Source organism: Polaromonas sp. P2_G11, from assembly GCF_056403595.1.
The window spans coordinates 733,830-758,486 of sequence record NZ_JBFUFE010000001.1; the positions used below are offsets into that span (position 1 = coordinate 733,830).

Consider the following 24,657-nt stretch of genomic DNA (forward strand, 5'->3'; position numbering starts at 1 on the left):
CCTGTTACCTGAGCTTCAAGGTGGAAAGACCGATGAGGCACAACAGCATGGTGATGATCCAGAAACGGACAACCACTTGGGTTTCTTTCCAGCCGCTTTTCTCGAAGTGATGGTGCAGCGGCGCCATCTTGAGGATGCGGCGGCCTTCACCGTAGCGCTTCTTCGTGTACTTGAACCAGGTCACCTGCATCATCACGGAGAGCGCCTCGACAACGAAGATGCCGCCCATGATGGCCAGCACGATTTCCTGGCGCACGATGACCGCGATGGTGCCCAGCGCGGCGCCCAGCGCCAGCGCGCCCACGTCGCCCATGAAGACCTGAGCCGGGTGCGTGTTGAACCACAGAAAGGCCAGGCCGGCGCCGGCCATGGCCGAGCAGAAAATCAGCAGCTCACCCGAGCCGGGGATGTGCGGGAAGAACAGGTATTTGGAGTAGACCGAGCTGCCGGTGACGTAGGCAAACACACCGAGCGCCGAGCCCACCATGACGACCGGCATGATGGCAAGGCCGTCCAGCCCGTCAGTCAGATTGACGGCATTGCTGGAGCCCACGATCACGAGGTAAGTCAGGATCACGAAGCCGAACACGCCCAGCGGGTAGCTGATTTCCTTGACAAAGGGCACCAGCAGGCCAGCTTTGGGCGGCAGGTTCACGTCAAAGCCCGACTGCACCCAGCTGAAGAACAGTTCGAGCACGCGCATGTTGGAGCTCTCGGAGATGCTGAACACCAGGTACAGCGCCGCAATGAGGCCGATGATGGATTGCCACAGATATTTCTCGCGTGAACGCATGCCTTCCGGGTCCTTGAGTACGACCTTGCGCCAGTCGTCTGCCCAGCCTATGGCGCCAAAGCCCAACGTGACGATGAGGACGATCCAGACGAAACGGTTGGACAAATCGAACCACAGCAATGTGGAAATTCCGATGGACAGCAGAATCAGCACACCGCCCATGGTGGGCGTGCCACTCTTGCTCAAATGGGTCTGCATTGCGTATTCCCGGATCGGCTGCCCGATCTTCAGCGAGATCAGCCGCCGGATCACAAAGGGGCCAGCCAGCAGACCGATCAGCAGTGCTGTGAGCGCGGCCATGACTGCACGGAACGTCAGGTACTGGAACACCCTGAAAGACCCGAATTCGGGGGAGATTGACTGGAGCCACTGGGCCAGACTAAGCAGCATGGGGCTCTTCCTTCTGATGTTGTTGATGTTGTGTTTGATCTTGCGCATTGGCCGTGATGGCCTGGACCACACGTTCCATCTTCATGAAGCGCGAACCCTTGACCAGCATGCTGCCGGTGTGGGGCAGCTCGGCCAGCACGGCGGCGGCGAGTTCGTCCATGCCGCCAAAAATCTGCGCACCGCCAAAACCGGCCGCGGCCTGCTTTGACTGCTCGCCCAATGTGAACAATTTTTCAATGCCCAGCGCGCGCGCATGGCGCCCGGCTTCATCGTGGAACTGCGGCCCCTGGTTGCCGACCTCGCCCATGTCACCCATCACCATCAGGCGCGGGCCGGGCAGTTCGGCGAGGACCTCCAGCGCGGCGCGCATGGAGTCGGGATTGGCGTTGTAGCTGTCGTCGACCAGCGTCAACACCCGGCCTGGCAGGGCGACGGCGATGGCACGGGAACGGCCCTTGACCGGCACAAAAGCCGTGAGGCCCACGGAGATGGATGCCAGGGGAACGCCCGCCGCCAGCGCGCAGGCCGCGGCAGCCAAGGCGTTCTTGACGTTGTGCCGGCCGGCGATGTGCAGAGAGAAATCGGTGTTGCCCGCCGGGGTCGTAGCCACCACCTTCCAGCAGCCGCCCTCCCATTGCGCGGTGCCTGTGATGTCGGCGGCGCCCGAGAGCGCGAAGGTCAGTGCCTTGCGCGTGCCGACCAGTTCACGCCACAGCGAGGTGTAGTCGTCGTCGGCCGGAAAGACCGCCGTGCCGCCCGCATCCAGCGACGCGAACACCGAGCCGTTTTCGCGCGCCACCGCTTCCACCGTGGCCATGAATTCGAGATGCTCACGCTGTGCGTTATTGACCAACGCGACGGTGGGCTTGGTGAGTTCGGCCAGGTAGGCGATCTCGCCGGGGTGGTTCATGCCGAGTTCGACCACACCCACTTCATGCGCGGCCGACAGTCGCAGCAGCGTGAGCGGCACGCCGATGTCATTATTGAGATTGCCTTCGGTCGCGAAGGCCTTATCGGCCTTCCAGGCGCGCAAGATGGTCGCGATCATTTGCGTGACGGTGGTTTTCCCGTTGCTGCCCGTCACCGCCACCAGCGGGAGGCGGAACTGCGAGCGCCAACCGGCGGCCAATTGACCCAGCGCCAGGCGCGTGTCGGACACCTCCAGTCCCGGCAGGCCGGCTTGTGCCAGGCCATGATGGGCAATGGCCGCGACTGCGCCCTGCGCTTTGGCTTGTGCGAGGAAATCGTGGGCGTCGAACCGCTCGCCCTTGAGCGCCACAAAGAGGTCGCCTTCCTGCAGGCTGCGCGTGTCGGTGTTGACCCGCAAAGCCTGCACGCCGCCGTCACCCACGAGGCGAGCGGCGGGTAACCAGCCCAGGGCTTGCTGCAGGCGCATCATGGCCGGCCCTCCTGCTTGGGCGAAGCCAAGGCATCGAGCGCCGCCTGCGCATGCTCGCGGTCGGAGAAAGGGAGCTTTACACCGCCCACTTCCTGAAAACTTTCGTGGCCCTTGCCGGCCAGCAGCACCACGTCGTCGGAGCCGGCGAGGCTAAGGGCGTGCGTGATGGCAGCTGCGCGGTCGGCCTGCACATGCACGGCATCGCGATGGCTCAGGCCCAGCAGCACCTGGCAGATGATGGCCAGCGGATTTTCGCTGCGCGGATTGTCGCTGGTCACCACCACCTGGTCGGCATTTTTTTCGGCTACGGCTGCCATTAGCGGTCGCTTGGTGGTGTCGCGGTCCCCACCGCAACCGAACACGCACCAGAGCTGACCATTGCGGTGTGCCGCTGCCGGTCGCAGCGCGAGCAATACCTTTTCAAGTGCGTCGGGCGTGTGGGCGTAATCGATCACCACCAGCGGCCGACCGGGCATGGCCAACGTCTCGGTGCGGCCGGGCACGGGTAGCAGGCCGGCACAGGCCTTGACCGCATCGGCCAGCGGCACACCCATGGCGCGCAGGGCCGCGAGTACACCGAGCAGGTTGGACACGTTGTACTGGCCCACCAGTCGGGCAGCCAGCGTATGGCTTTCGGCACCCTCCGTCACCTCAAAGCTCAAGGCATCAGTGCCGTGCTCGAGCTTGCGCGCCTGCAAACGCGCCGGCTCCGCACAGGACACCGTCCAGAGGTCCAGGCCGCTCCCCGCGAGCGACTCCTTCAGTTCTGCACCCTTGGCATCGTCGATATTGATGACCGCCGCCTTCAGGCCCGGCCAGCCGAACAGCGCGGCCTTGGCCTCCCAGTAGGCTTGCATGGAAGTGTGGTAGTCGAGGTGGTCCTGCGTGAAATTGGTAAAAATTGCGACCTCAATGACGGTCGCGTCCAGGCGGTGTTCGACCACGCCGATGGAGGAGGCCTCCAGCGCACAGGCGACAAAGCCCTGGTCGGCGAAGCGCCGAAGTTCCTGTTGCAGCAGCACCGGGTCGGGCGTCGTCAGGCCGTTGGAAACCATGGCACCAGGCTCACCTATGCCCAGCGTGCCAATGACGCCGCATTTGTGACCCAGCCGGCCCAGAGCCTGCGCCAGCCACCAGGCGGTGGAGGTCTTGCCGTTGGTGCCGGTCACAGCGGAAACCCGCAACTGCCGGCTCGGTTGGTCGAAGTAGACGGCGGCGATAGGCCCGGTCGCAGCCTTGAGACCGGCGTATTCGGCGATCTTTTCGTCCTGGAAACCGAAGGCGGCCGCGCCTTCCTGTTCGACCAGACAGGCAGTGGCGCCCGCATTCAACGCGCTGCCCACGAACTTGCGCCCATCGGTCGCGGTGCCGGGCCATGCGATAAAGCCGTCGCCCGGGGTCAGTCTGCGGCTGTCCGTGCACAGGCTGCCGCTCACGCGTTCGCGCAACCAGCCGGCGGCTTGTTCAGGGGTGTGGAGTTGCATGCTCAAAACGACTCCTCCACGGCCTGCGTGGTGATTTGCGGCTTGACGCTCATGTCGGGCTGCACGCCCATCATGCGCAGGGTCTGCTGCACCACCTCACTGAACACAGGCGCGGCGGCCACGCCGCCGAAGTAGTTGCCATCGCTGGGCTCGTCGATCATCACACCGACGACGATGCGGGGCGCTTCAATGGGGGCCATGCCGGTGAACCAGGCCCGGTACTTGTTGGTGGCATAACCTTTTCCAACCTGCTTGTGCGCCGTTCCCGATTTGCCGCCTACCGAATAACCCACCGTTTGCGCCAACGGACCAGTACCCCCGGGTGCGGCGGCCATTTGCAGCATCCGGCGGACGGCGTGCGCGTTCGCTGCGGAAAAGACCTGTACGCCTACCGCGGGCTCACTGCTCCTGAGCATGGTGACGGGAATGATCTGGCCGTCATGTGCGAACGCAGTGTAGGAGTGCGCCATCTGGAACAGCGAAGCCGACAGCCCGTAACCATAGGCCATGGTCGCCTGCTCGACAGGGCGCCAGGTCTTCCAGGGTCGCACACGTCCGGTGACCGCGCCTGGGAACTGGATCTGCGGCTTTTGCCCATAACCCAGAGCCATGTAGGTCTCCCACATTTCCTGCGGACTCATCTTTTGTGCGATCTTCAGCGCGCCGACGTTGCTGGATTTCTGGATGACGCCTTCCACTGTCAGCGTGCCGTAGTTGTGGGTGTCACTGATGGTGAAGCCGCCGATGCTGTAACGGCCGGGTCCGGTTTCGATGACGGTTTGCGGCTTGATGCGACCGGCCTCCAGCGCCATGGCCACCGTGATCGGCTTCATCGTGGAACCCGGCTCGAAGGTATCCGTGAGGGCCCGATTGCGCAACTGCTCGCCGGTCAGATTTTTCCGCCTGTCGGGCACGTAGCTGGGATAGTTCGCCAGTGCCAGTACCTCGCCGGTGGTGGAGTCCAGCACCACGACGCTGCCGGCCCGGGCTTTGCGCGCAATGACCGCGTCGCGCAGCTTCTGGTAGGCGAAGAACTGCACCTTGCTGTCTATGCTCAGCTGGATGTCCTTGCCTTCGACGGGCGGCATCTGTTCGCCGACATCCTCGACGACACGGCCCAGGCGGTCCTTGATCACGCGGCGCGAACCGGCCTTGCCGGCCAGGTCCTTGTTGAAGGCCAGCTCAATGCCCTCCTGGCCGCGATCCTCAACGTTGGTGAAGCCCACCACGTGGGCCACGGTTTCGCCCTCGGGATATTGACGCTTGTATTCCTTGCGCTGGTAGATGCCCTTGATGCCCATGGCATGGATTTTTTTTGCCACCGGCTCGTCGACCTGACGCTTGAGCCAGACAAAGGTCTTGTCCTCTTCGCCCAGCTTCCTGTTGAGCTCGACCAACGGCATTTCCAGCAGCACGGCCAGCTCGGCCAGTTGCGACTTGCTGGCTTCGACGTCTTCGGGAATGGCCCAGATGCTGGATGCCGGTACGCTGGATGCGAGGATCAGCCCATTGCGGTCCAGGATGCGGCCGCGGTTGGCGGGCAACTCCAGTGTGCGGGCAAAGCGCACCTCACCCTGGCGCTGGAAAAATTCATTGCCAAAAATCTGGATATAGGCCGCACGGCCCGCTAGCCCGGCAAAAGCCAACGCGATACCAGCCACGATGAATTTGCTGCGCCAGACGGGAGTCTTGCTGGCCAGCAGGGGGCTGGACGAATAAAGCACGCTGCGACTCATGGCCTGGGCCCTTCCGGTGCCGAAGCCGCCGTTACCGGAGCGTCCTTGTAGCTCACATATTGCGTGATGGCAGGTGTCACCGTGCGCATCTGCAGCTTGTCCTTCGCAAGCTTCTCGACCTTCAGCGGCGTCGCCTGGGCGCGCTTTTCCACCTGCAAACGCTCGTTGTCCATTTCGATTTTGCGGGCTTCGGCCGTCGCTTTTTCCAGCTCGACATAGAGACGTCGCGACTCGTACTGGGTGCGCACGAGGTAAAGCGCGCTGGTCAACACGGCGAGAAGCAACACGAGGTTCAGCCTGGCCATGAGATAGCCCCCACGCTTGTCGCTTCGCGTACTGCGCTGCCCCTCGAAGGGGCCGCTGCGCCTGCGGCCCGGCAAAGCCGGTTCCGCGGCCCCGGCTGGCATGAAATGCCTGTCGCCCTTTGTAGGCCCCTCACGTTTGTCGCTTCGCGTACTACGGGGTTCATGCCGCCACCCCCGTGCGTTCGGCGACGCGCATCACGGCGCTGCGCGAGCGCGGATTGCCTTCGACCTCTTCTGCGCTGGGCTTGGTGCGGCCAAGCGCCTTGAGCTGCATGGCCTTGGGTTCGGCGAAAGGCGCGCGACGGTCGAAAACCTCGCGCGAATGTGCGGCGATGAACTGCTTGACGATGCGGTCTTCGAGCGAATGAAAACTGATCACCACCAGACGGCCTCCCGGTTGGAGAACTTTCAGCGACGCAGCTAGCGCCTGTTGCAGCTCTTCAAGCTCGGCGTTGATGAAAATCCGAAGAGCCTGAAATGTGCGCGTTGCAGGGTCCTTGCCCGGCTCGCGGGTTTTGACCGCGCCAGCCACGACTTCGGCCAGCTCAGCGGTGGTTCGAAGAGGGCCCCGTTCCTGTCGGCGACGATCAATCGCCTTTGCAATCTGTTGAGCAAACCGTTCTTCGCCATATTCACGAATCACCTCCGCCATGGTTTCTATGGATGCATCCACCAGCCACTCGGCCACGCTCTGGCCACGCGTGGTGTCCATGCGCATGTCCAAAGGCCCCTCTTGCCGAAAAGAAAAACCGCGCACCGGGTTGTCGATCTGGGGTGAACTCACACCCAGATCCATCAGCACGCCGGCCGCACTGGCGACGGGCAACTGACCCAAATGCATGAAGCCCTCGTGACGGATGGAAAATCGCGAGTCGGTGATGGTGTGCGCGTCGGCAATGGCGTCGAGATCCTTGTCGAAGGCGGTAAGCCGTCCTTGGGGTGAGAGCTGCGACAGCAACAACCGCGAATGCCCGCCGCGCCCGAAGGTCGCGTCGACGTAGTGGCCGTCCGGGTTGACAAGAAGCGCCGCTATGGCTTCGTTCAACAAGACGGTGCGGTGTGTCCATGTGCCGTTCACCGTCTTCTTTCAGAACGAGAAGTCTTTGAAGACATCGGGCATCTCGCCCTTCATTTGCTCGGCCTCCTGGGCTGCGTAGGTGGCGGCGTCCCAAAGCTCAAAATAACCACCCATGCCCAGCAGCACCGTGTCTTTGCTGATGCCGGCAGCCGCGCGCAATTCGGGCGACACCAGCACACGGCCGGTGGCGTCCATGTCGACGTCCATTGCGTTGCCAAGGAAGATGCGCTTCCACCACTGCGCCTGCATCGGCAACGAAGCAATGCGGTCACGGAATTTTTCCCATTCGTTGCGGGGAAAAATCATGAGACAACCGTGCGGATGTTTGGTGATGGTGAGTTGGCCGGAAGCGGTGGCACTCAGCACGTCACGATGCCTGGTAGGCACGGAGAGCCTACCCTTGGTATCGAGAACTAACGATGAAGCGCCTTGAAACACTGCTACAAACCCTTGAAAAACACTTTTCACCACTAAATTGCACTTTTCCCCACTTTAGCAGGAAACCATTTGCAAACAAGGGATTTGAAACAAATTTTTTCAATGAAATCAAGGACTTAGGAGTATCTTCGGATCCAGGGCTTATATTAAAAAGTGTTCTAAATTAAGCACTTAGCCGATGCAATGAAAGTATTGCTTTAAGCGCCAGCAACTGGGCGCCCGCCAAAATGGAAAAAAGAGGGACTATTTCCATCCATTCAAACGCTCAGCGACCTGTTTTTGGACAGTGCAAGCATGGCATAGCTATGAAAAATATAGCAGATAACGGCCGCCGCACAACAAGATGAGCGCAGTCGCAGGAATGGCGTGCTTTTTTGAGGGGGAAGGTGCAGAAAGCACAGGGCGCCGGAAGACCTGGCGGGCCAATCCCGACTAGACGGCGAATGGCATGACAACACTACCCAAATCGGCCAGTAGAAAGGCCGCAAAGGTTAGTCGATGCGGACTGTGACCCTTGCGTGCTCAGTGATGCCGATCACATTGAAGAACGCTGCAACGAGGCGGTTGACTTCCGTGAATTGCACTGAGCGGTTTTCCTCTTCGCGGGCTGAGACCCAGTTCAGCAGCGTTCCCGCAGCCGAAAAATCCACGCGAATGAGCTTGGCACAGGAGATCAGCATCATGTCCGCACCCATCAGCTTGACTTCCAGCTTGTCCAGCACTGCTATCGCATCACCCTGGATCTGGCCCGACAGTTCGACCGACAGCACATTGCTCATCTGCGAACTCGGTGCATCCATCTGGGTGTCTCCATCAATAGCGCTGAGACTGGAGGACACGGAATCACGGTACACGTCGCCAATGATGGCCTGCCCACTCGTGACATCGCCCTGCGCATCGATCGGCTTGTATTCGCAACGTGCACTGTCCCAGGCTGGCGGGGAGACCTCGTAGGTAACGCAGAAGTCGAGTGCGGCCAATTCGAAGTCGTCGGGCCGATGCGTTACACGCAGCGCCTCCATACGCAAAAGCCACCATTGCTGGGCGGTGTCGCGGCTGCCCGAAGGGGTGGCGTTCTGCAGTACCTTCTGCAACTGGGTATCACCCATGAAACGCAGCTGAACGGGCTGAGTCGCCCACCCGCTGAAGACCTTGTACAAAGGCTCGACAGCATCAGGATCGATGGTTTTGAGATTGTTCCAGTTCAGGCGCCATGGCATGGGCGCCTTGGCGGTGGCAGCCTTGAGGGCTGCCACGGTCTGTATACCCAGCACAGAGGGACAGACCCAATCAACAGCGGGACCATTGGCATTGGTGGCAGCCTTGCCCGCCGCCGGCACGCTGAGCATTTTCACCATGTCAGGCATGGAGAACCACTGCGGTGCCGAACGGTCAAACCGCTCGACAAACTGGATGGCTGCCGTTTCAAACTTGTCCTGTTGGGCCGTGGCCCGGTACAGGTCAAACAAGGTCAGCCAGGTATCCGGGTGGCCCGCGCGTACGGCACCGGGGGCAAGAATCTCCAGCAGGCCGGCTTCGGCACCTGCATCGTCGCCATTGGCAAACCGGATAGCGGCCTCCTCCAGCTCTGCGTCATGGGCAACCACTTCCTCCACGTCCACCGCAGTGAGCTTGGAAGGAGAAAAACCGGATGAACCGCCGCCGCTGTCGTAACTGCCGCCGATACCCGCCAGGCCGCCAATGGCGGGAGGTTTGGCAGGAGGCTGGGGAGGCGGCGTAGACCGGGCTGCAGCCAGCGCAACAGACAGGGAATCGGGCTGGGTCTGGGAGGGCTCGTGAGCGGCTTCCCGGGCCGCCTGCTGCTCGGCGGCCAACCTGGCTGCGTTCAGCTGCTGCAAACCTGCCGGCGCCGTGGCCCTGTATGCAGTGGGCAAGGCATTGTCCAGCATGGGGAGCGCCTGCGTCGATGGGCTATGCAAGGGCGCGTGCACCGAGTTGTCCGGCATGCCGCCATTCTTGGTTTTCCACCACTGCATGGACATCTGCGCTTCGATCTCGTCGATCTTCTTGAGCGTGGTGGCCCTGTCGTCGGGCTTGGACGGCATGCTGCTCTGGAAGAACGAAGGCCGGCCGCCTGGGTCCTGGCCCACACCTACCATGGCTTCACGCTTGCGCATCTTGCGCAGCATGTCGAATTCGCGCTTGCGCACGAAGTCGTTTTGCCGCTTGCGCTCAATCATTTCCTTGAGCAATTGCTTGCTCATGGCTTCGTCGCGGTCTGTTTGCGCGCCGTCCAGATCGGACCAGTTCGTGGCCGGATTCCGGACGAACTTCACCATCTTGGAGAGCAAGCCTGAAGCGGTATCTTCTTTGGACATGGCAGGACGATTAAATAAACTTCAACCGGTAATCTGGGGTCAATCGCCGAACATCTTCTGTTTGAGTTCCCGGCGTTGCTGCGCTTCCAGGGACAAATTGGCCGTGGGGCGGGCGATCAGCCGGCCTACGCCGATGGGTTCGCCGGTTTCATCGCAATAACCGTAGTCGCCGGAGTCGATGCGGGCAATCGACTGTTCGATCTTCTTGAGCAGCTTGCGTTCCCGGTCACGGGTGCGCAATTCAAGGGCATGTTCTTCTTCAATCGTAGCGCGGTCCGCCGGGTCGGGCACCACAACGGTGTCTTCCCGCAGATGCTCGGTGGTTTCGCCGGCGCTGTTGTGGATGTCCTGCTTGAGCACCGACAGCTTGTGGCGAAAGAAAGCCAGCTGCTTTTCGTTCATGTACTCGGAGTCCGGCATCGCCTTGACTTCGTCGTCGGTCAGCTGCTCGGCGGATTTGGTCTTCCAGTTGTTGGCGAGCTTGGGGTCTTTTTTGGCCGCCGCCTGGGGTGGCGGCGCGATCACGCGTTCGGTCATTGTGGAGTAACTGGCTTTGGCTGCGTCAGGCGCATGGGTTGGCACCATGGGTGCGGGAGGGGGTGACTGGGTGGCTACACGGGCGGAGCTGCGCCTGCCGGGTTTCAGTGGAGGCGGGGCCATCAGCCCGGCCCTGACCGGTGCCGGGGCGGGTACCACCACGGCGGCGGGGACCGGCTTGGTGCTGCTTGCAGGTTTTACGGCCGGTTTTGCAACGGGCTTGGCAGCTGATTTTGCAACAGGCTTTGCCGCAGGTTTTGGGGGAGATTTGAGCACGGGCTTGACGGGTTTGGCGACGGCCTTTGCTTTGGGCAAGGGCTTGGCAGCGGTTTTCTTGACAGCTGCGGTGGCAGGCTTTTTCGTGGAAGCAGCCTTGACAGCCGGCTTGGCGGCTTTTTTGGCAACGGGTTTGGGTGCCGGCTTGGCTTTGGCAACAGGTTTGACCGCTTTCTTTACAGCTTTGGCGGCGGGCTTTGGCGCCGGCTTGGCTTTCGATGCAGGCTTGACGGCCGGTTTGGCAGGTGTCTTGGTCTTTTTTGCTTGGGCTTTCACAATGTGTCTCCTCTGGGAAGCAGCCCCGGAATGGCCCATGGCCCCCCGCGGCGGCTTCCTGGCCAAACCGCTGCAACGCAGTTCAACCCTACCTGTTGCCAGATTTCCTGGTTTGTCTGCCGCCTGCCAGCCTCGAAAACCTCACCTGGGTGGGTTTCAATCCGCTTTGTAGCCGATTTTGTGCCTGGCTGGCCTCCCGAATTGATTTTCCGGGTATTTTGGTCGGCGCGCGATTGTAGCGGCTGCGCAGCCTGCCGTAGCACCCTTGGAACAAATCGTTGGAGAATCGAGACAAACATGAAGCCCTCCGCCTTTTACAGGCCACAGGCGGACAGCCTACCTCAAACCAGGCATTGCTCCAGGCCCTGCAGAAAAATATCTTTGGGCAAATCGATGCCGATAAAGACCATCTTGCTGTTTTTCTTCTCACCCTCGGCCCAGGCGGGTCCAAGGTCGCTGCCCATGAGCTGGTGCACCCCCTGGAAAATCACCTTGCGGTCGGTGCCTTCCATATTCAACACGCCCTTGTAGCGCAGCATGCGCGGGCCGTAAATGTTGACGACCGCGCCCAGGAAATCCTCCAGCTTGGCGGGGCTGAAAGCCTTGTCCGACCGGAACACAAAGCTCTTGACGTCATCGTCGTGGTGGTGATGGTGGCCATGGCCCTCATGCCCGTCCTTGGCGTCGTGCGCATGTGAAGGGTGATCGCAGTGCTCCCCGTGCGCATGGTCATGATCGCGGTCATGCCCGGCATGGTCGTCTTCCTTGAGGAAATCGGGGTCGATGTCCAGCTTGGCATTGAGGTTGAATCCGCGCAGGTCGAACACATCCTTGATGGCGACTTCACCGAAATGCACCGCCTTCTGGGGCGCACGCGGGTTCATGTGCTTCAGGCGGTGCATCAGCGCGTCAACTTCGTCCTTGGCCACCAGGTCCGTTTTGCTGATGAATATCTGGTCGGCAAACCCGACCTGGCGGCGCGCCTCCTGGCGGTCGTTGAGCTGGGTCGCGGCATGTTTGGCGTCGACCAGGGTCAGGATCGAATCGAGCAGGTACTGCTCGGCAATTTCTTCGTCCATGAAAAACGTCTGCGCCACCGGCCCCGGGTCGGCCAGCCCGGTGGTTTCAATGACCACGCGCTCAAAGTCCAGCAGGCCCTTGCGCTTTTTGGCGGCCAGCAACTGCAGTGTTTCGCGCAGGTCTTCGCGGATCGAGCAGCAGATGCAGCCGTTGTTCATCTGGATGATGTTTTCTTCGGTGTCATTGACCAGGATTTCGTTGTCGATGTTTTCTTCACCAAACTCGTTCTCGATAACAGCGATTTTCTGGCCGTGCGCCTCGGTCAGCACGCGCTTGAGCAACGTGGTTTTGCCGGAGCCCAGGAAGCCGGTGAGGATGGTGACGGGAATCAAGCTCATGGTGTTACCTAAAAACAGGAATTGCAGGGGTAGCGCGAAGGGCGAAGCAGGTCGCAGCCACACAGGTGGGGGAGTTTAGCGGCGGGTTCAAGCCCGTCGCGCAGCCCCGGTGAATACCACCTTGACCAGCAGTTACTTTACAGGTCGTGTCAAGCGCAGGGTCCCCAAAAACAGCGCAAGGCGGTAATTTCCGCCCCGTATCCGCTATATTTTTAATAGCTGCTTGCACCCGTCTTTATTAACCTGCAACCACTATTTATATAAAAATCAGCCGCCCACCCGCTTCACCAGCACCAGGCCCTTCAGGTATTCGCCTTCCGGGAAGGCTACTGTCATAGGATGGTCGGGTGCGCCGCCCATGCGCTCGGAGATGAAAGCGTCCACCCCCGCATCGATACCGGCCGAGGCCACGATTTTGTGGAACAGGTCGGCGCTGACCCCGCCCGAGCAGGAATAGGTAAACAGCACGCCGCCGGGCGCCAGAATCGACAACGCCAGCCGGTTAATGTCCTTGTAGGCACGGGCGGCACGCTCGGCATGCGTCACCGTGGGCGCGAATTTGGGCGGGTCCAGCACGATGGCGTCGAACATCCGGCCTTCCTTCTGGTACTGGCGCAGCGAGGCGTTGACGTCGGCATCCAGCAAAGTGGTGCGGCTGGCGTCAAAGCCGTTCAGCGCCACATTGGCCCGGGCCCGCTCGATCGCCGGGCCGGACGAATCAATCGACGTGACGTGCCCGGCGCCGCCGACCAGCGCGGCCACAGTGAAGCCGCCGGTATAGCAATAACAGTTGAGCACCTGGCCGAACTGTAAACGACGCGTGTAGGCGGCAAACTTCTGCCGGCTGTCGCGCTGGTCCAGGTAAAAGCCGGTCTTATGGCCTTCGGCCACGTCCAGGCTGAGCTTCCAGTCGTGTTCGGTGATGGTGATGCCGGTTTCGCCCGAGCCGGCCAGCCAGCCGGTCACTTCGGGCAGGCCTTCCAGGGCACGTGAACTGGCGTCGGAGCGTTCGTACAGGCGCGTCAGGCCGGTCTGGGCAAGCAGGGCTTCGACAATCACACTTTTCCATTTTTCTGCGCCGCAGCTGGAAAACTGCGCCACCAGCGTGTCCGCATAGCGGTCCACCACCAGGCCCGGCAGGCCGTCGGATTCGCCGTGAATGAGCCGCCGCCCGTCGCTCTGGATGTCAAACAGCTCCCGTGCTTTCAGGGCCTGGGCGATGCGCGCTGAAAAGAAGGCCGCGTCGATGCGTTGGGCTTCGTCAAAGCTCCAGACCCGGGCCCGGATCCTGGAGGCCGGGCTGAAAGCGGCCCAGCCCAAAAAAACGCCGGCGTGGCTTTCAACCCGCACGGTCTCGCCCGCGTCACCGCCCCCCTTGGCAATGGCGCCGTCAAAAATCCAGGGATGGCGCCGCAGCAATGAGCGCTCCTTGCCGTCCCGCAGTCGAATTATTTTCATGCCGCTATTGTCGCGGCTGATAGCGTCACCCCCTCTTGGGCACGGAGTGTCCACCCTGACAAATGAGCCGGCCGACAGCGGTTTGACAGCTCGGTGTAATTTTCGTGAAAGTTTTGCGACAATCGCAGGTTAATGTTTTTGACCTCATTTTCGCGGCAATGGAAGAAACACGGGCCGCTGGCAAGCCCGGCCATGCGCACGCCCGCACCCGTCCGCACTCTGTTGCTGGGGCTGGTTATCAGCCTGTTCATGGGCTCGCTGCTGGCGCTGACCAGCCTGGATGCACGATCGCGCACCATACTGGACCTGGACACCCAGACAGAACCTGTCGCACTGCAGGACTGGGGCGACTACTGGATAGACACGACCGGCCAGTTCACCCCCGAGCAGGTTGCCGCGACCCCCGACATCCCCTGGAAGCCGACACACGGCAACGCGATCTACCCGGTGACCAGCGGCCAGGCCATGTGGGTGCGCTTTAACGTGCCACCGGCGCCCGACGCAGAGCGCTGGTACCTTGAGGTTCCCTACCCGTCCATCGACCGGGCTTCGCTGTATACCCTGGACGGTGTCGGCCGCTGGAACGAGCAGCGTGCCGGCGACCTGGTGGCGGTAGACAAATGGCCGGTGCCGCACCGCCATCCCCTGCTGCCCATCGCGCTGTCGGCCGAGGTACCCACCCATTACCTTTTGCGCCTGGAGAACGGCCATGCGTTCAGCGCGCCGCTGCAGTTCATCAGCGAGGGGCACCTGAGCCACTCAGAGCAGCGTGTTTCCCTGATCCTGGGCATCTTCTTCGGGCTGACGGGGCTGGCGGCACTGATCTCGGCGCTGGGCGCTATTTCACTGCGCGACACCGCCTACGGTTACTACGCCCTCTGCGTGACCCTGATGGGCCTGACGCAGGCGACCGTCACCGGCATCGCGGGGCTGCACCTGTGGCCGGCGTGGCCGGGGTGGAACGACATTTCGACATCCGTACTGCCCATGCTGGCGGTGTCGGCCACCCTGCTGTTCATTTCCGCGGTGGTGGCCTTGCCCGAACGCTCATTGCGCCTGCACTGGCTGACGGTGGGCCAGGCCGCGCTGGGCGTGCTGGCGGCTGTGGCGCTGGCGCTGGTTCCCTCCGCGTCGCGGATGGACCTGTTCATTCCCATCGTGCTGCTGCTGGAGTTCAGCTGCATGCTGGTCATGGGTTGGGCCTGGCGCCGTGGCGACCGGTTTGCACCATGGCTGATGCTGTCATATGTGCCGGTTCTGGCCGCCGCCGGATGGACCATGGCCCGCAATGCCGAGCTGGTGCCCATCGGCTTTCTGACGCAGCACGGCATGCAGCTGGGTGTGGCGCTGCATCTGCCCATCGCCATGCTGGTATTGATGCTGCGCAGCCAGCACCGGCGCGAAAACATCCGCCGCATCCAGGGCCTGGACCGGGTGGATCCGGCCACGGGTCTCATCAACGGCCACGTGTTTGCCGAGCGCCTGATCCGCATGATTGCGCGTTCCGAACGGCTGCGCCACCAAAGCGCGGTGATGATCATCGACCTGGTCAACTCCGAGCAGATCCAGCGCGATTTCGGGCGCAAGGCCGCCGAAGAATTGCCGCTGCATGTGGCCGAACGCCTTTTGTCCACCGCACGCGAGATCGACAGCGCAGCGCGGCTGTCGGAGCGGCGCTTCGGCATGCTGGTCGAAGGCCCCTTCAATGCCGAGGACGCCGGCACGCTCGGGCCGCGCATCGTGGCGCGCTGCCTCATGCCCTACAAAGGCCTGCACGTGGACTGCGTCGCACAGGTGCATGTCGCGTACGCCCTGGTGCCCTACCAGGGCTCGAATGCCCAGGCCCTGCTGACCCAGCTTGAAGAGCGCCTGGCAGCCGCCCCGGCCGACAGCAAGCGGGCGGTGTTCATGCTCGGGGACGTGCCGCCGGCACGGCCGGCAAGGCGCGACCGTCCCAGTCCAGCCTGAGCACCGCCTGGCACCAGTGCTGGTGCCAGGCTCAGGCTTTGTCTTTAGCGTCTTTGTCCGCCTTCGCCAGGCTTCCTGGTGATGCCGGCGCGCCCGCGCCGGCCTTTCCGGCTTTCGACAGGGCCCGCGGGTGCGCCGCGTCATACACCTTGGCCAGGTGCTGGAAATCCAGCCGGGTGTAGACCTGCGTGGTCGTGATGTTTGCATGGCCCAGTAACTCCTGGACCGCACGCAAATCACCGCTCGACTGCAGCACATGGCTGGCAAAAGAGTGACGCAGCATGTGCGGGTGCACCGGCGTTGCCAGCCCCGCCTTCAGCGAGCGCTGCTTCAGCCGCACCCGGATGTGCTGTGGCGTCAGTCGGGTGCCGCGCTGGTTGATAAAAAGCGCATGGTCTTCACGCGCCCAGCTGGCCCGGGCGGCAAGCCACTGCTGCAGTGATTGCAGCGCAGCCCGACCGACCGGCACGCTGCGCCTTTTGGACCCCTTGCCCAGCACATAAGCTTCGGCTGCATCCGTGTCGATCCAGCCGCGCGCCTGCGCACTGGCCTTCACATCCAGCCCCACCAGCTCGCCGATACGCAGCCCGCAGCCATACAGCAGTTCGGTGATGCATTGGTCGCGCAGCTCCAGCTGCGGGTCGCCATCCGAAGCGTCGGCCTGGTAGCCCGCGAGCTGCACGGCTTCGTCCACACTCAGGGCTTTGGGCAAGGGCTTGGCGGCTTTGGGCGCCCGCACGTCCTGCACGGGGTTGCCGCTGATCAGGCCTTCGCGGCCCAGCCAGGTGTAAAAGCCGCGCCAGCCTGAAAGGATGAGCGCAATGCCTCGGCCGCTGCGCCCCGCACCATGCATTTGCGCCACCCAGCGCCGCATGTGCACGTTTTGCACCGCCACCAGCGCCACCCTGGCCTGGTGTGCATTGGCTTCGAGCTTTTGCAGGTCGAGCGCGTAGAGCTCCACGGTGCGCTGGGCCAGGCGCTTTTCCACACGCACATGTTCCAGGTAACGCTCGACCAGCGGATCGGACGGCGGCAACACTGGCTGCCCGCCGCCGAATTCAGAGGTCGAAGGCGGCGTTTGCATCATGGCCGTGGTGCATGGCCCCGGTGCCTATTCGGCAGTGACCGGCTGGGGCCGCAGCCGCGTCAGCGCCGCGCCGGCCAGTTCGCCCAGGCGCTCCAGGAAATCCGTGCCCATACCGCTGTGAAAACGTTCCGGGTCGGGTGAAGCCAGCACAAGCAGGCCCGAGACCTCCGCGCCCGCTGCGGCGCGCAGCGGTATCAGCGCGATCGACAAGGCCACCGCGGGCTCGGGCAGCCAGTTGACCGCTTCGAAGCCCGAATTGACGCCGCAGTAAGGTGCGCTCAATGAAGAGGCAAAGGTTTTGGCGTCCTCGCTCACATCGGTCGCAAAACTCTCATCCGAAAAAATCCCGTTCACATCCCAGACCTTGATGGCGGCCTGTGGGATCAGGAATTCGCCGGTGATGCCTTCGACAATGGCGCCCGGCAGGTCGCGCGCCTGCGTCGCCTGCAGCAGCTTGCGTGTCCAGCGCTGCATCTTGTCGGCAATGGCCACGTTGTCCTGCCCGTGGCGGATCATGTCGACCATCCGCGTTTCCAGACCCTTGATCTTTTCTCGCAGCATGAGCGCCTGGCGTTCCTGCAGGCTGACGGCACGGTTGCCGTGTCCGCTGGACAGTTGCACCGAAGCCAGCAGTTCGGCGTGGCGCTCGAAGAAGTCGGGCGTGTTGGCCAGGAAGTTGGCGATGTCGTCTTCGGTGATGGGGTGTTCGGTTGGATTCATCCGGGCATTGTAGGGAAATGAGCCGGAAATGGGCCCCCACGGTCGTTCACTTCGTGTAACTTCCTGCCCCCCGAGGGGGCCGCCCGCCTGCGGCCCGGCAAAGCCGAAAAATAGCACACCCCTATCGGGCTCACTGCGTGTAGCCCTTTTCCCCTTGCAGGGGACGGTGCCTGCGGCCCGGCAAAGCCGGTTCCACGGCACCCCTGGCTTGAAGAGGCCGACGGCCGTAACTAACGAGGCATTCCACCAGCGGGGGCCGAGGGTCCGGCTTTGCCGGCCCCAGGCGCCGCCCCTGGAAGGGGGTGAACTTAGATCCCGTCCGGGATTTCGATTTCGGACTTAAACACCGTCGTAGCCGGCCCGGTCATCATGACGGGTGCATCCAGCTGGCCCGGCCATTCGATGGTGAGCTGGCCGCCCCGCGTCATCACGTCCACCCGCGCATCCAGCAGGCCCCAGCGTATGCCCGCCACCACCGCCGCGCAGGCGCCCGTGCCGCAGGCCAGCGTCTCGCCCGCGCCGCGCTCAAAGACCCGCAGGCGGATCTGGCTGCGCGAAACCACCTGCATGAAGCCAGCGTTCACACGACGCGGAAAGCGCACGTGGTTTTCAATCAGCGGGCCGGTTTGCAACACCGGCGCAGCGTCCACGTCGTCCACCAGTTGCACCGCATGCGGGTTGCCCATCGACAACGCCGCTATCAAAAGAGGAGCTGCTTGCGCTGACCCATCAAGGGCCAGCGGCCATTTTTGCCATGAACCTTGGGTCACAGGCGTGAGGCCCGACGTGTCAAAAGGAATTCGCACCGGATCAAACACCGGCGCGCCCATGTCGACCGTGACACGCCCGTCAGCCTGCATGCGCGGCTCGATGATGCCGCTCAGGGTCTTGACCCTCACGACGTCCTTTGTCGTCAGCCCCTGCTCGCGCACAAAGCGCACAAAGCAGCGCGCGCCGTTGCCGCACTGCTCAACTTCGCCGCCGTCGGCGTTGTGGATCACGTACTCGAAGTCGATGCCTTCGCCAGCATCCTTGGGCGGCGGCCGCACCGAGAGAATCTGGTCGGCGCCCACGCCGAAGTGGCGATCGGCCAGGAAGCGGTATTGCGCGGTGGAGAGGCCCAGCGGGGCGCGGGTTTCGTCGAGCATGACAAAGTCATTGCCCGCGCCCTGCATTTTGGTGAATCGGATTCGCATGGGGGAATTATCTGCGGTGCGAAGGCGGCACTTAAAGAGGTGAATCGGCCATTTCGCATCCACCGGCCGTTGTTTTGAAGGAATTCGGGGCGATACGCATGGTTTGCCACGGTTTTGCAGGGCAGAAAAATACGCCAAAACCCGCCGTCAACGCCCGCGCAGCCCCGAAGCCATAATTTGCGGATGCCACGTCCTTCCCAACTGCTCCATCCTTCGCGCGAACCCGCGCCTGTACGCCCGGCGGCCACCGTGCTGTTGCTGCGCGACACCCCGCACGGTGTCGAAGTCCTGATGACGCGGCGATCCACGAGCGCCAGTTTCGCCCCGGGGGCCTATGTCTTTCCCGGCGGCGGCATCGACGCGGCGGATGCCGCGGCGCATGCACAGTCCACCCGGCGGGCCACGCAAAGCGATCTGCACCTGACCCAGGCCATCGCGGCCATCCGCGAAAGCTTTGAAGAACTCGGCGTGCTGCTGGCGCGCCACGCGGATGGCAGCCATGCGACGACGGCCGACATCGCTTCGCTGGACCGCAAGGCGCCCTTCGCCGCGCAATGCCGCGAGCGCGGCCTCACGCTGGCGGGCGACGAGGTGTTTGTGCTAGCGCACTGGGTCACCGACCGCGACCTGCCGCGCCGCTTTGATGTGCCTTTTCTTGTTGCGCGCATGCCCGAAGGGCAAAGCCCGGTGGCCGACGAGGCCGAGCAGTTTGAGCCGGTCTGGGTGCGGCCGGCCGAGGCGCTGGCGCGGCACGCGGCGGGAGGATTTTTCATCATCTTCCCCACCATACGCACACTGGAAAGGCTGCAGCACTATCCCGACGTGGCCTCGGTGCTGGCGGCCTGCGCGTCCGAAGTCCCGCTCTGGACCTCCTGCCCGCGCGCCGGGCTGCTGGCCGGCAAGGAGGCGCGCTATATGGAACACGAAGCGCCCTATGGCGAGCTGGCGCTGACCTGCCCGGACGGGCAGATCGTGCATGCGCTTGACTGGCAGACATCACAGCCCGTGGCGTTGCTTCACAACGTGATGCGCCTGACGGCGCCCAACCCCGGCGTGATGACCGGGCCGGGCACCAACAGCTACCTGGTCGGCGACCCTGGCAGCGGCTACATCGCCATCGACCCCGGTCCGGCCGATCATGAGCACCTGCAGCGTCTCTGGCGGGCGGCCGGCGGCGACATTCGCATGATTGTGTGCACCCACTCGCACCCCGACCATTCACCCGGCGCCAAACCGCTGCAGACCATGTGCAGCGTTGCGCCGCCGATTCTGGGCCTGCCCTCGGCACCCACCGCGCGCGCCGCCAGCGCCTTCTCGCCAGATCGAACGCTATCAAATCAGGAGCTGCTTGCGCTCACCAGCAAAGGGCCGGAAGGCGAAATCACCCATACCCTGAAGGTGCTGCACACGCCCGGCCATGCCGCCAACCATGTGTGCCTGGTGCTGGTGGAAGACGGCCTGCTGTTCAGCGGCGACCACATCCTCAACGGCAGCACCACGGTCATTGACCCGCCCGACGGCGACATGAGCGCCTACCTGGATTCCCTGGATGCGCTGAGCGCGGCCTGCGACGAACACCAGATCGGGTTCATTGCCCCGGCGCATGGCTACGTACTGGCGGACGCAAAGAATGCGATTGCCCGGCTCAAGGCGCATCGCCTGCAACGCGAAGCCAAGATCATGCGCGTGATGCAGGCCCACCCGGAAGGCACGATCGACGACTGGGTCGCAGGCGCGTACGACGACGTGGACCCGCGTATCTGGCCGGTGGCCAAACGCTCGCTGCTGGCGCACGTGGACCGCGTGCGTGAGCTGGGCCTTGTCCATTAACGATTTCTGCACACGCGCCAGGCATCGCTATTGATTTGCAAGCCACCACCGAGTACCCGCGCTACTGTGGCGTGAAAGTTGCTAAACCTTGCACCGTACGTAAGGGTATATACCGGCGTTAAGGCCTTGAACAGTCACCAAGGCTACTGAAAGGGGCTGTTTGACCCCAGGGCTGCGGTTTATACTTTTTGTTCGTATGCCGGAGGCCACGCCTGACCGCATGGCTTGACGGGCATCACCATCATTTCAACCTTTTTTGAGGGACTTCATGTCTTCCTACTCCATTTCAACGCGACGTTTCCTGCAAACCGCCGGCACCCTGGTCGCCGGTATCGTTCTGGCCGCCTGCAGCAAGACCGAGCCGCCGGCACCCGCAGCCAGTGCACCCGCTCCTGCCGCCTCGGCACCCGCACCTGCGGCCAAGGTGTACGTCGTCGGCACGGACGCCGCGTATGTACCTTTTGAGTCCCAGAACGACAAAGGCGAGATCGTCGGTTTCGACATCGAAGTCGTCAAGGCCGTGGCGCAGAAAGCCGGCATCGAAGTCAAGTTCCTGAATACGCCATGGGAAGGCATCTTCAACTCCCTGAACCAGGGCGACCGCGACCTGCTGGTCTCGGCCATCACGATCACGGCCGAGCGCAAGCAGACCATGGATTTTTCGTCGCCTTACTTTGACGCGCAGCAACTGATCGCCGTGAAGAAGGATTCGAAGATCGCCAAGTTCAACGACCTCAAGAAACTCAAAGTCGGCGTGCAGAACGGCACCACGGGTGACGAAGTCATCACCAAGCTGCAGGGCAAGGAAAGCGCCAACATCAAGCGCTTTGAAGCGACGCCACTGGCGCTGAAGGAACTGGAAGCCGGCGGCGTGGACGCCGTGGTCGCCGACAACGGCGTGGTGGAGCACTACGTCAACAACAACACCGGCTCGAAGTTCAAGACCATCGCCGATGCCAGCTTTGCACCCGAGCAATACGGCCTGGCCGTGAAAAAGGGCAACGCCGAGCTGCTCGCAAAACTGAACAAGGGCCTGGCCGACATCAAGGCCGACGGCACCTACGACAAGATTTTCGCTCAGTACTTCGGTAAAGCGCCAGCCGCCACCGCCGCTGCAGGCACCGCATCGGCACCAGCTGCCGCCGCCTCTCCCGCCAAATAAGACGCCGCAGGCAGGGCCGGCAAGGCCCAAAGACAAAGCCCCGTTCATTGCTGAACGGGGCTTTTTTATTAGTGTGAAGCCCGCCGATAAGCCGGATTCTGTGCACCGGGCCCCCTTGGAGAAAGCCCGGCGTGACCGCCATTAATCTGGGCCGGGGGTCGCCCCCACGGCTCAATGCTACCTACCCGCCAACTCTGCGGAACCACATCAACGTTGGCCTACTTGGTATTGCTGCGCGTAGAGATTGCCCGTTTCACCCGGCCCCAGGTTGCCCCAAGGCCGACTCGTCTCTGTTGCTCTGATCCTCACCTCACGGTGGAGAGGTGTTACCTCCTACGCTGTCCTGTGCAGTCCGGACGTTCCTCCAGTGCCTGGTTTCCCAGATTGCACCAGCGGCGGTCTGGCGTGCTTCACGAGGCCCATTATCCGCCAGGCCTTTAAAATGCGGGTTGCTTGATCAACACGAGCCCCTTTTCATGATTCGCCTGACCGAACTCAAACTTCCGCTGGACCACGCGGAAAGCGCCCTGCCCGCCATGGTGGCCCAGACACTGGGCGTTGCCGCAGCCGCCCTGCAGAACGTCCACATCCACAAACGCAGCTTTGATGCCCGCAAGGCAGACCTGCTCAAGGTCTATATCGTCGATGTCACGCTCGCCGATGCCGCCCAGGAAGGCGCGCTGCTGGCGAAATTTTCCGGCAACCCGCACATCTTTACCACGCCCGACATGGCCTACCGCACCGTGGGCCAGGCGCCAGCCGGCTTGCCGTTGCGACCGGTCGTCGTCGGCTTCGGCCCCTGCGGCATGTTCGCAGCCCTGCTGCTGGCGCAAATGGGCTTCAAGCCCATCGTGCTGGAGCGCGGCAAGACGGTGCGCCAGCGCACCCGCGACACCTGGGGCCTGTGGCGCAAGAACGTGCTCAACCCGGAATCGAACGTGCAGTTCGGCGAAGGCGGCGCCGGCACCTTTTCCGACGGCAAGCTCTACAGCCAGATCAAGGACCCGCGCCACCTGGGCCGCAAGGTGATGAACGAATTCGTGAAAGCCGGCGCGCCCGCCGACATCCTGTTCGAGGCGCATCCGCACATCGGCACCTTCAAGCTGGTGAAGGTGGTCGAGAACATGCGCGCACAGATCGTCGCGCTGGGCGGCGAGATCCGTTTTGAGCAGCGCGTGACCGACGTGCTGATCGAGGACGGCCCGCAAGGCAAACAGCTGCGCGGCCTCACGGTACTGGACCAGGCCACAGGCCAAAGCCACGAGATGCGCGCCGACCAGGTGGTGATGGCGCTGGGCCACAGCTCGCGCGACACCTTCGCCATGCTGTACGAGCGCGGCGTATACATCGAGGCCAAGCCTTTTTCCATCGGCTTTCGGGTCGAGCACCCACAGGGCATCATCGACCGCGCGCGCTGGGGCCGCCATGCCGGTCACCCCTCACTGGGCGCGGCGGAATACAAGCTGGTGCACCACGCCAGCAACGGCCGCTCGGTCTACAGTTTTTGCATGTGCCCAGGCGGCACGGTGGTGGCCGCCACCTCGGAGCCCGGCCGCGTGGTGACCAACGGCATGAGCCAGTACTCGCGCAACGAGCGCAACGCCAATGCCGGCATCGTGGTGGGCATAGACCCGCGCGACTACCCCGGCTTCGAGGCGGGCGACGCGCTGGCCGGCATCGCACTACAGCGCCAGCTCGAATCACACGCGTTTGTATTGGGCGGCAGCAACTACCAGGCGCCGGCGCAGCTGGTGGGTGACTTCGTGGCGGGCCGCCCCTCGACCGCGCTGGGCAGCATCACTCCGTCCTACAAGCCGGGCGTGACCATCGGCGACCTGTCGTCTGCCCTGCCTGCGTATGCGATCGAGGCCATGCGCGAAGCCTTTCCCGTGTTCGGCAAAAAAATCAAGGGCTTTGACACCCACGACGCGGTGCTGACCGGCGTGGAAACGCGCACTTCCTCGCCGATCCGCATCAGCCGCGGCGAAGACCTGCAAAGCGTCAACGTGCGCGGCCTCTACCCGGCCGGCGAAGGCGCCAGCTACGCCGGCGGCATTTTGTCGGCCGGCGTGGATGGCATCAAGGTTGCGGAGGCCCTGGCGCGCAGCGTGCTGCAGGATGCCGAACAACAACGGATGGCCGCGTGATGGGCCAGGACTTTCACTACTACGAGCCCTCGAAAGGCCACGGCCTGCCGCACGATCCCTTCAATGCCATGGTGGGGCCACGCCCCATTGGCTGGATTTCGTCGCAGGACGCCAGGGGCCAGCTCAACCTGGCACCCTACAGCTTTTTCAATGCCTTCAACTACACGCCGCCCATCATCGGTTTCGCCAGCATTGGCGCCAAAGACAGCCTGCACAACATCCGCGAAACCGGCGAGTTCGGCTGGAACCTGGCAACGCGGGCGCTGGCCGAGGCCATGAACCGCTCCTGCGCGATGGTGCCGCCCGAGGTCAACGAGTTCGAGCTCGCCGGCCTCACGCCCGTGGCCTCGCAACGCATTGCCGTGCCGCGCGTACAGGAAAGCCCGGTTTCTTTTGAGTGCAAGTTAACCCAAATCCTGCAGTTGCAGGGCGCCAACGGCGTGCCGGTTCCCACCTGGCTGGTCCTGGGTGAAGTCGTCGGCGTGTACATTGCAAGGCATCTGCTCAAAGACGGCATTTACGACACGGCGGCTGCCGAGCCGATTCTTCGCGGCGGTGGCCCGGCCGATTATTTCGCCGTCACCCCCGACAACCTCTTTCGCATGTTCAGGCCCCGCTGA

At 62.9% G+C, this 24,657-nt stretch carries 19 protein-coding genes and 1 other RNA gene; 5 read left to right on the forward strand and 15 right to left on the reverse strand.

Annotation, left to right across the window (positions count from 1 at the left end; all coding sequences use genetic code 11):
* Positions 1 to 4 precede the first annotated feature (4 nt).
* From mraY to AC1DWQ_RS03680, 11 genes are all read right to left on the reverse strand, one after another.
* Entirely contained in the window at positions 5 to 1,183 is a 1,179-nt protein-coding gene (mraY, locus tag AC1DWQ_RS03630; protein WP_457281102.1) for a phospho-N-acetylmuramoyl-pentapeptide-transferase, read from the reverse strand.
* Positions 1,173 to 2,582, reverse strand: a complete 1,410-nt coding sequence (locus AC1DWQ_RS03635) for a UDP-N-acetylmuramoyl-tripeptide--D-alanyl-D-alanine ligase (protein ID WP_477668404.1) — start codon at positions 2,580 to 2,582, stop codon at positions 1,173 to 1,175. The genes mraY and AC1DWQ_RS03635 overlap by 11 nt, the downstream gene beginning before the upstream one ends.
* Positions 2,579 to 4,066 (reverse strand): UDP-N-acetylmuramoyl-L-alanyl-D-glutamate--2,6-diaminopimelate ligase, encoded by a 1,488-nt coding sequence (locus tag AC1DWQ_RS03640; protein ID WP_477668405.1) that lies wholly within the window; start codon positions 4,064 to 4,066, stop codon positions 2,579 to 2,581. Before AC1DWQ_RS03640 ends, AC1DWQ_RS03635 begins: the two co-directional genes overlap by 4 nt.
* 2 nt (positions 4,067 to 4,068) lie before the next feature.
* Entirely contained in the window at positions 4,069 to 5,802 is a 1,734-nt protein-coding gene (locus tag AC1DWQ_RS03645) for a peptidoglycan D,D-transpeptidase FtsI family protein (protein ID WP_477668406.1), read from the reverse strand.
* Positions 5,799 to 6,107: a cell division protein FtsL gene (ftsL, locus tag AC1DWQ_RS03650; protein ID WP_477668920.1), complete on the reverse strand. Its 309-nt coding sequence runs from the start codon at positions 6,105 to 6,107 to the stop codon at positions 5,799 to 5,801. The genes AC1DWQ_RS03645 and ftsL overlap by 4 nt, the downstream gene beginning before the upstream one ends.
* Positions 6,108 to 6,267: 160 nt before the next feature.
* Positions 6,268 to 7,185 (reverse strand): 16S rRNA (cytosine(1402)-N(4))-methyltransferase RsmH, encoded by a 918-nt coding sequence (gene rsmH, locus AC1DWQ_RS03655; protein ID WP_477668407.1) that lies wholly within the window; start codon positions 7,183 to 7,185, stop codon positions 6,268 to 6,270.
* A 9-nt stretch (positions 7,186 to 7,194) separates the two neighbouring features.
* The gene (mraZ, locus tag AC1DWQ_RS03660; RefSeq protein WP_477668921.1) at positions 7,195 to 7,623 is read right to left on the reverse strand and encodes a division/cell wall cluster transcriptional repressor MraZ; all 429 of its coding nucleotides are present in this window, start codon (positions 7,621 to 7,623) and stop codon (positions 7,195 to 7,197) included.
* Between the two features lie 491 nt (positions 7,624 to 8,114).
* Positions 8,115 to 9,962, reverse strand: coding sequence for an STAS domain-containing protein (locus tag AC1DWQ_RS03665; RefSeq protein WP_477668408.1), 1,848 nt, complete (start codon positions 9,960 to 9,962; stop codon positions 8,115 to 8,117).
* Positions 9,963 to 10,001: 39 nt separating this feature from the next.
* Entirely contained in the window at positions 10,002 to 11,051 is a 1,050-nt protein-coding gene (gene dksA / locus AC1DWQ_RS03670; RefSeq protein ID WP_477668409.1) for an RNA polymerase-binding protein DksA, read from the reverse strand.
* A 341-nt stretch (positions 11,052 to 11,392) separates the two neighbouring features.
* On the reverse strand, positions 11,393 to 12,469 hold the full coding sequence (locus AC1DWQ_RS03675) for a CobW family GTP-binding protein (RefSeq protein ID WP_477668410.1): 1,077 nt from the start codon (positions 12,467 to 12,469) through the stop codon (positions 11,393 to 11,395).
* Between the two features lie 267 nt (positions 12,470 to 12,736).
* The gene (locus AC1DWQ_RS03680) at positions 12,737 to 13,927 is read right to left on the reverse strand and encodes a class I SAM-dependent rRNA methyltransferase (protein WP_477668411.1); all 1,191 of its coding nucleotides are present in this window, start codon (positions 13,925 to 13,927) and stop codon (positions 12,737 to 12,739) included.
* 132 nt (positions 13,928 to 14,059) lie between these two features.
* On the opposite strand from AC1DWQ_RS03680, the gene AC1DWQ_RS03685 reads away from it, so the two are divergent.
* Positions 14,060 to 15,895: a sensor domain-containing diguanylate cyclase gene (locus tag AC1DWQ_RS03685; protein WP_477668412.1), complete on the forward strand. Its 1,836-nt coding sequence runs from the start codon at positions 14,060 to 14,062 to the stop codon at positions 15,893 to 15,895.
* 31 nt (positions 15,896 to 15,926) lie between these two features.
* Here the strand turns inward: AC1DWQ_RS03685 and AC1DWQ_RS03690 are convergent, their stop codons facing one another.
* The 3 genes from AC1DWQ_RS03690 to dapF form a co-directional block, all read right to left on the reverse strand.
* Positions 15,927 to 16,982 (reverse strand): tyrosine recombinase XerC, encoded by a 1,056-nt coding sequence (locus AC1DWQ_RS03690; protein ID WP_477668413.1) that lies wholly within the window; start codon positions 16,980 to 16,982, stop codon positions 15,927 to 15,929.
* Between the two features lie 24 nt (positions 16,983 to 17,006).
* Positions 17,007 to 17,702, reverse strand: coding sequence for a DUF484 family protein (locus tag AC1DWQ_RS03695; RefSeq protein WP_457281114.1), 696 nt, complete (start codon positions 17,700 to 17,702; stop codon positions 17,007 to 17,009).
* A 308-nt stretch (positions 17,703 to 18,010) separates the two neighbouring features.
* Positions 18,011 to 18,898: a diaminopimelate epimerase gene (gene dapF, locus AC1DWQ_RS03700; protein ID WP_477668414.1), complete on the reverse strand. Its 888-nt coding sequence runs from the start codon at positions 18,896 to 18,898 to the stop codon at positions 18,011 to 18,013.
* A 183-nt stretch (positions 18,899 to 19,081) separates the two neighbouring features.
* Between dapF and AC1DWQ_RS03705 the strand changes: the two genes are divergently transcribed.
* Positions 19,082 to 20,728, forward strand: coding sequence for an MBL fold metallo-hydrolase (locus AC1DWQ_RS03705; protein WP_477668415.1), 1,647 nt, complete (start codon positions 19,082 to 19,084; stop codon positions 20,726 to 20,728).
* A gap of 268 nt (positions 20,729 to 20,996) precedes the next feature.
* Positions 20,997 to 21,890 (forward strand): basic amino acid ABC transporter substrate-binding protein, encoded by an 894-nt coding sequence (locus tag AC1DWQ_RS03710; protein ID WP_477668416.1) that lies wholly within the window; start codon positions 20,997 to 20,999, stop codon positions 21,888 to 21,890.
* A gap of 71 nt (positions 21,891 to 21,961) precedes the next feature.
* Here the strand turns inward: AC1DWQ_RS03710 and rnpB are convergent.
* An RNA gene (rnpB, locus tag AC1DWQ_RS03715) (RNase P RNA component class A) lies at positions 21,962 to 22,302 on the reverse strand.
* Positions 22,303 to 22,366: 64 nt separating this feature from the next.
* Here rnpB and AC1DWQ_RS03720 point away from each other — a divergent pair.
* Together AC1DWQ_RS03720 and AC1DWQ_RS03725 are read left to right on the forward strand one after the other, a co-directional pair.
* Positions 22,367 to 24,037: an NAD(P)/FAD-dependent oxidoreductase gene (locus AC1DWQ_RS03720; protein WP_477668417.1), complete on the forward strand. Its 1,671-nt coding sequence runs from the start codon at positions 22,367 to 22,369 to the stop codon at positions 24,035 to 24,037.
* On the forward strand, positions 24,037 to 24,657 hold the full coding sequence (locus AC1DWQ_RS03725) for a flavin reductase family protein (protein WP_477668922.1): 621 nt from the start codon (positions 24,037 to 24,039) through the stop codon (positions 24,655 to 24,657). Before AC1DWQ_RS03720 ends, AC1DWQ_RS03725 begins: the two co-directional genes overlap by 1 nt.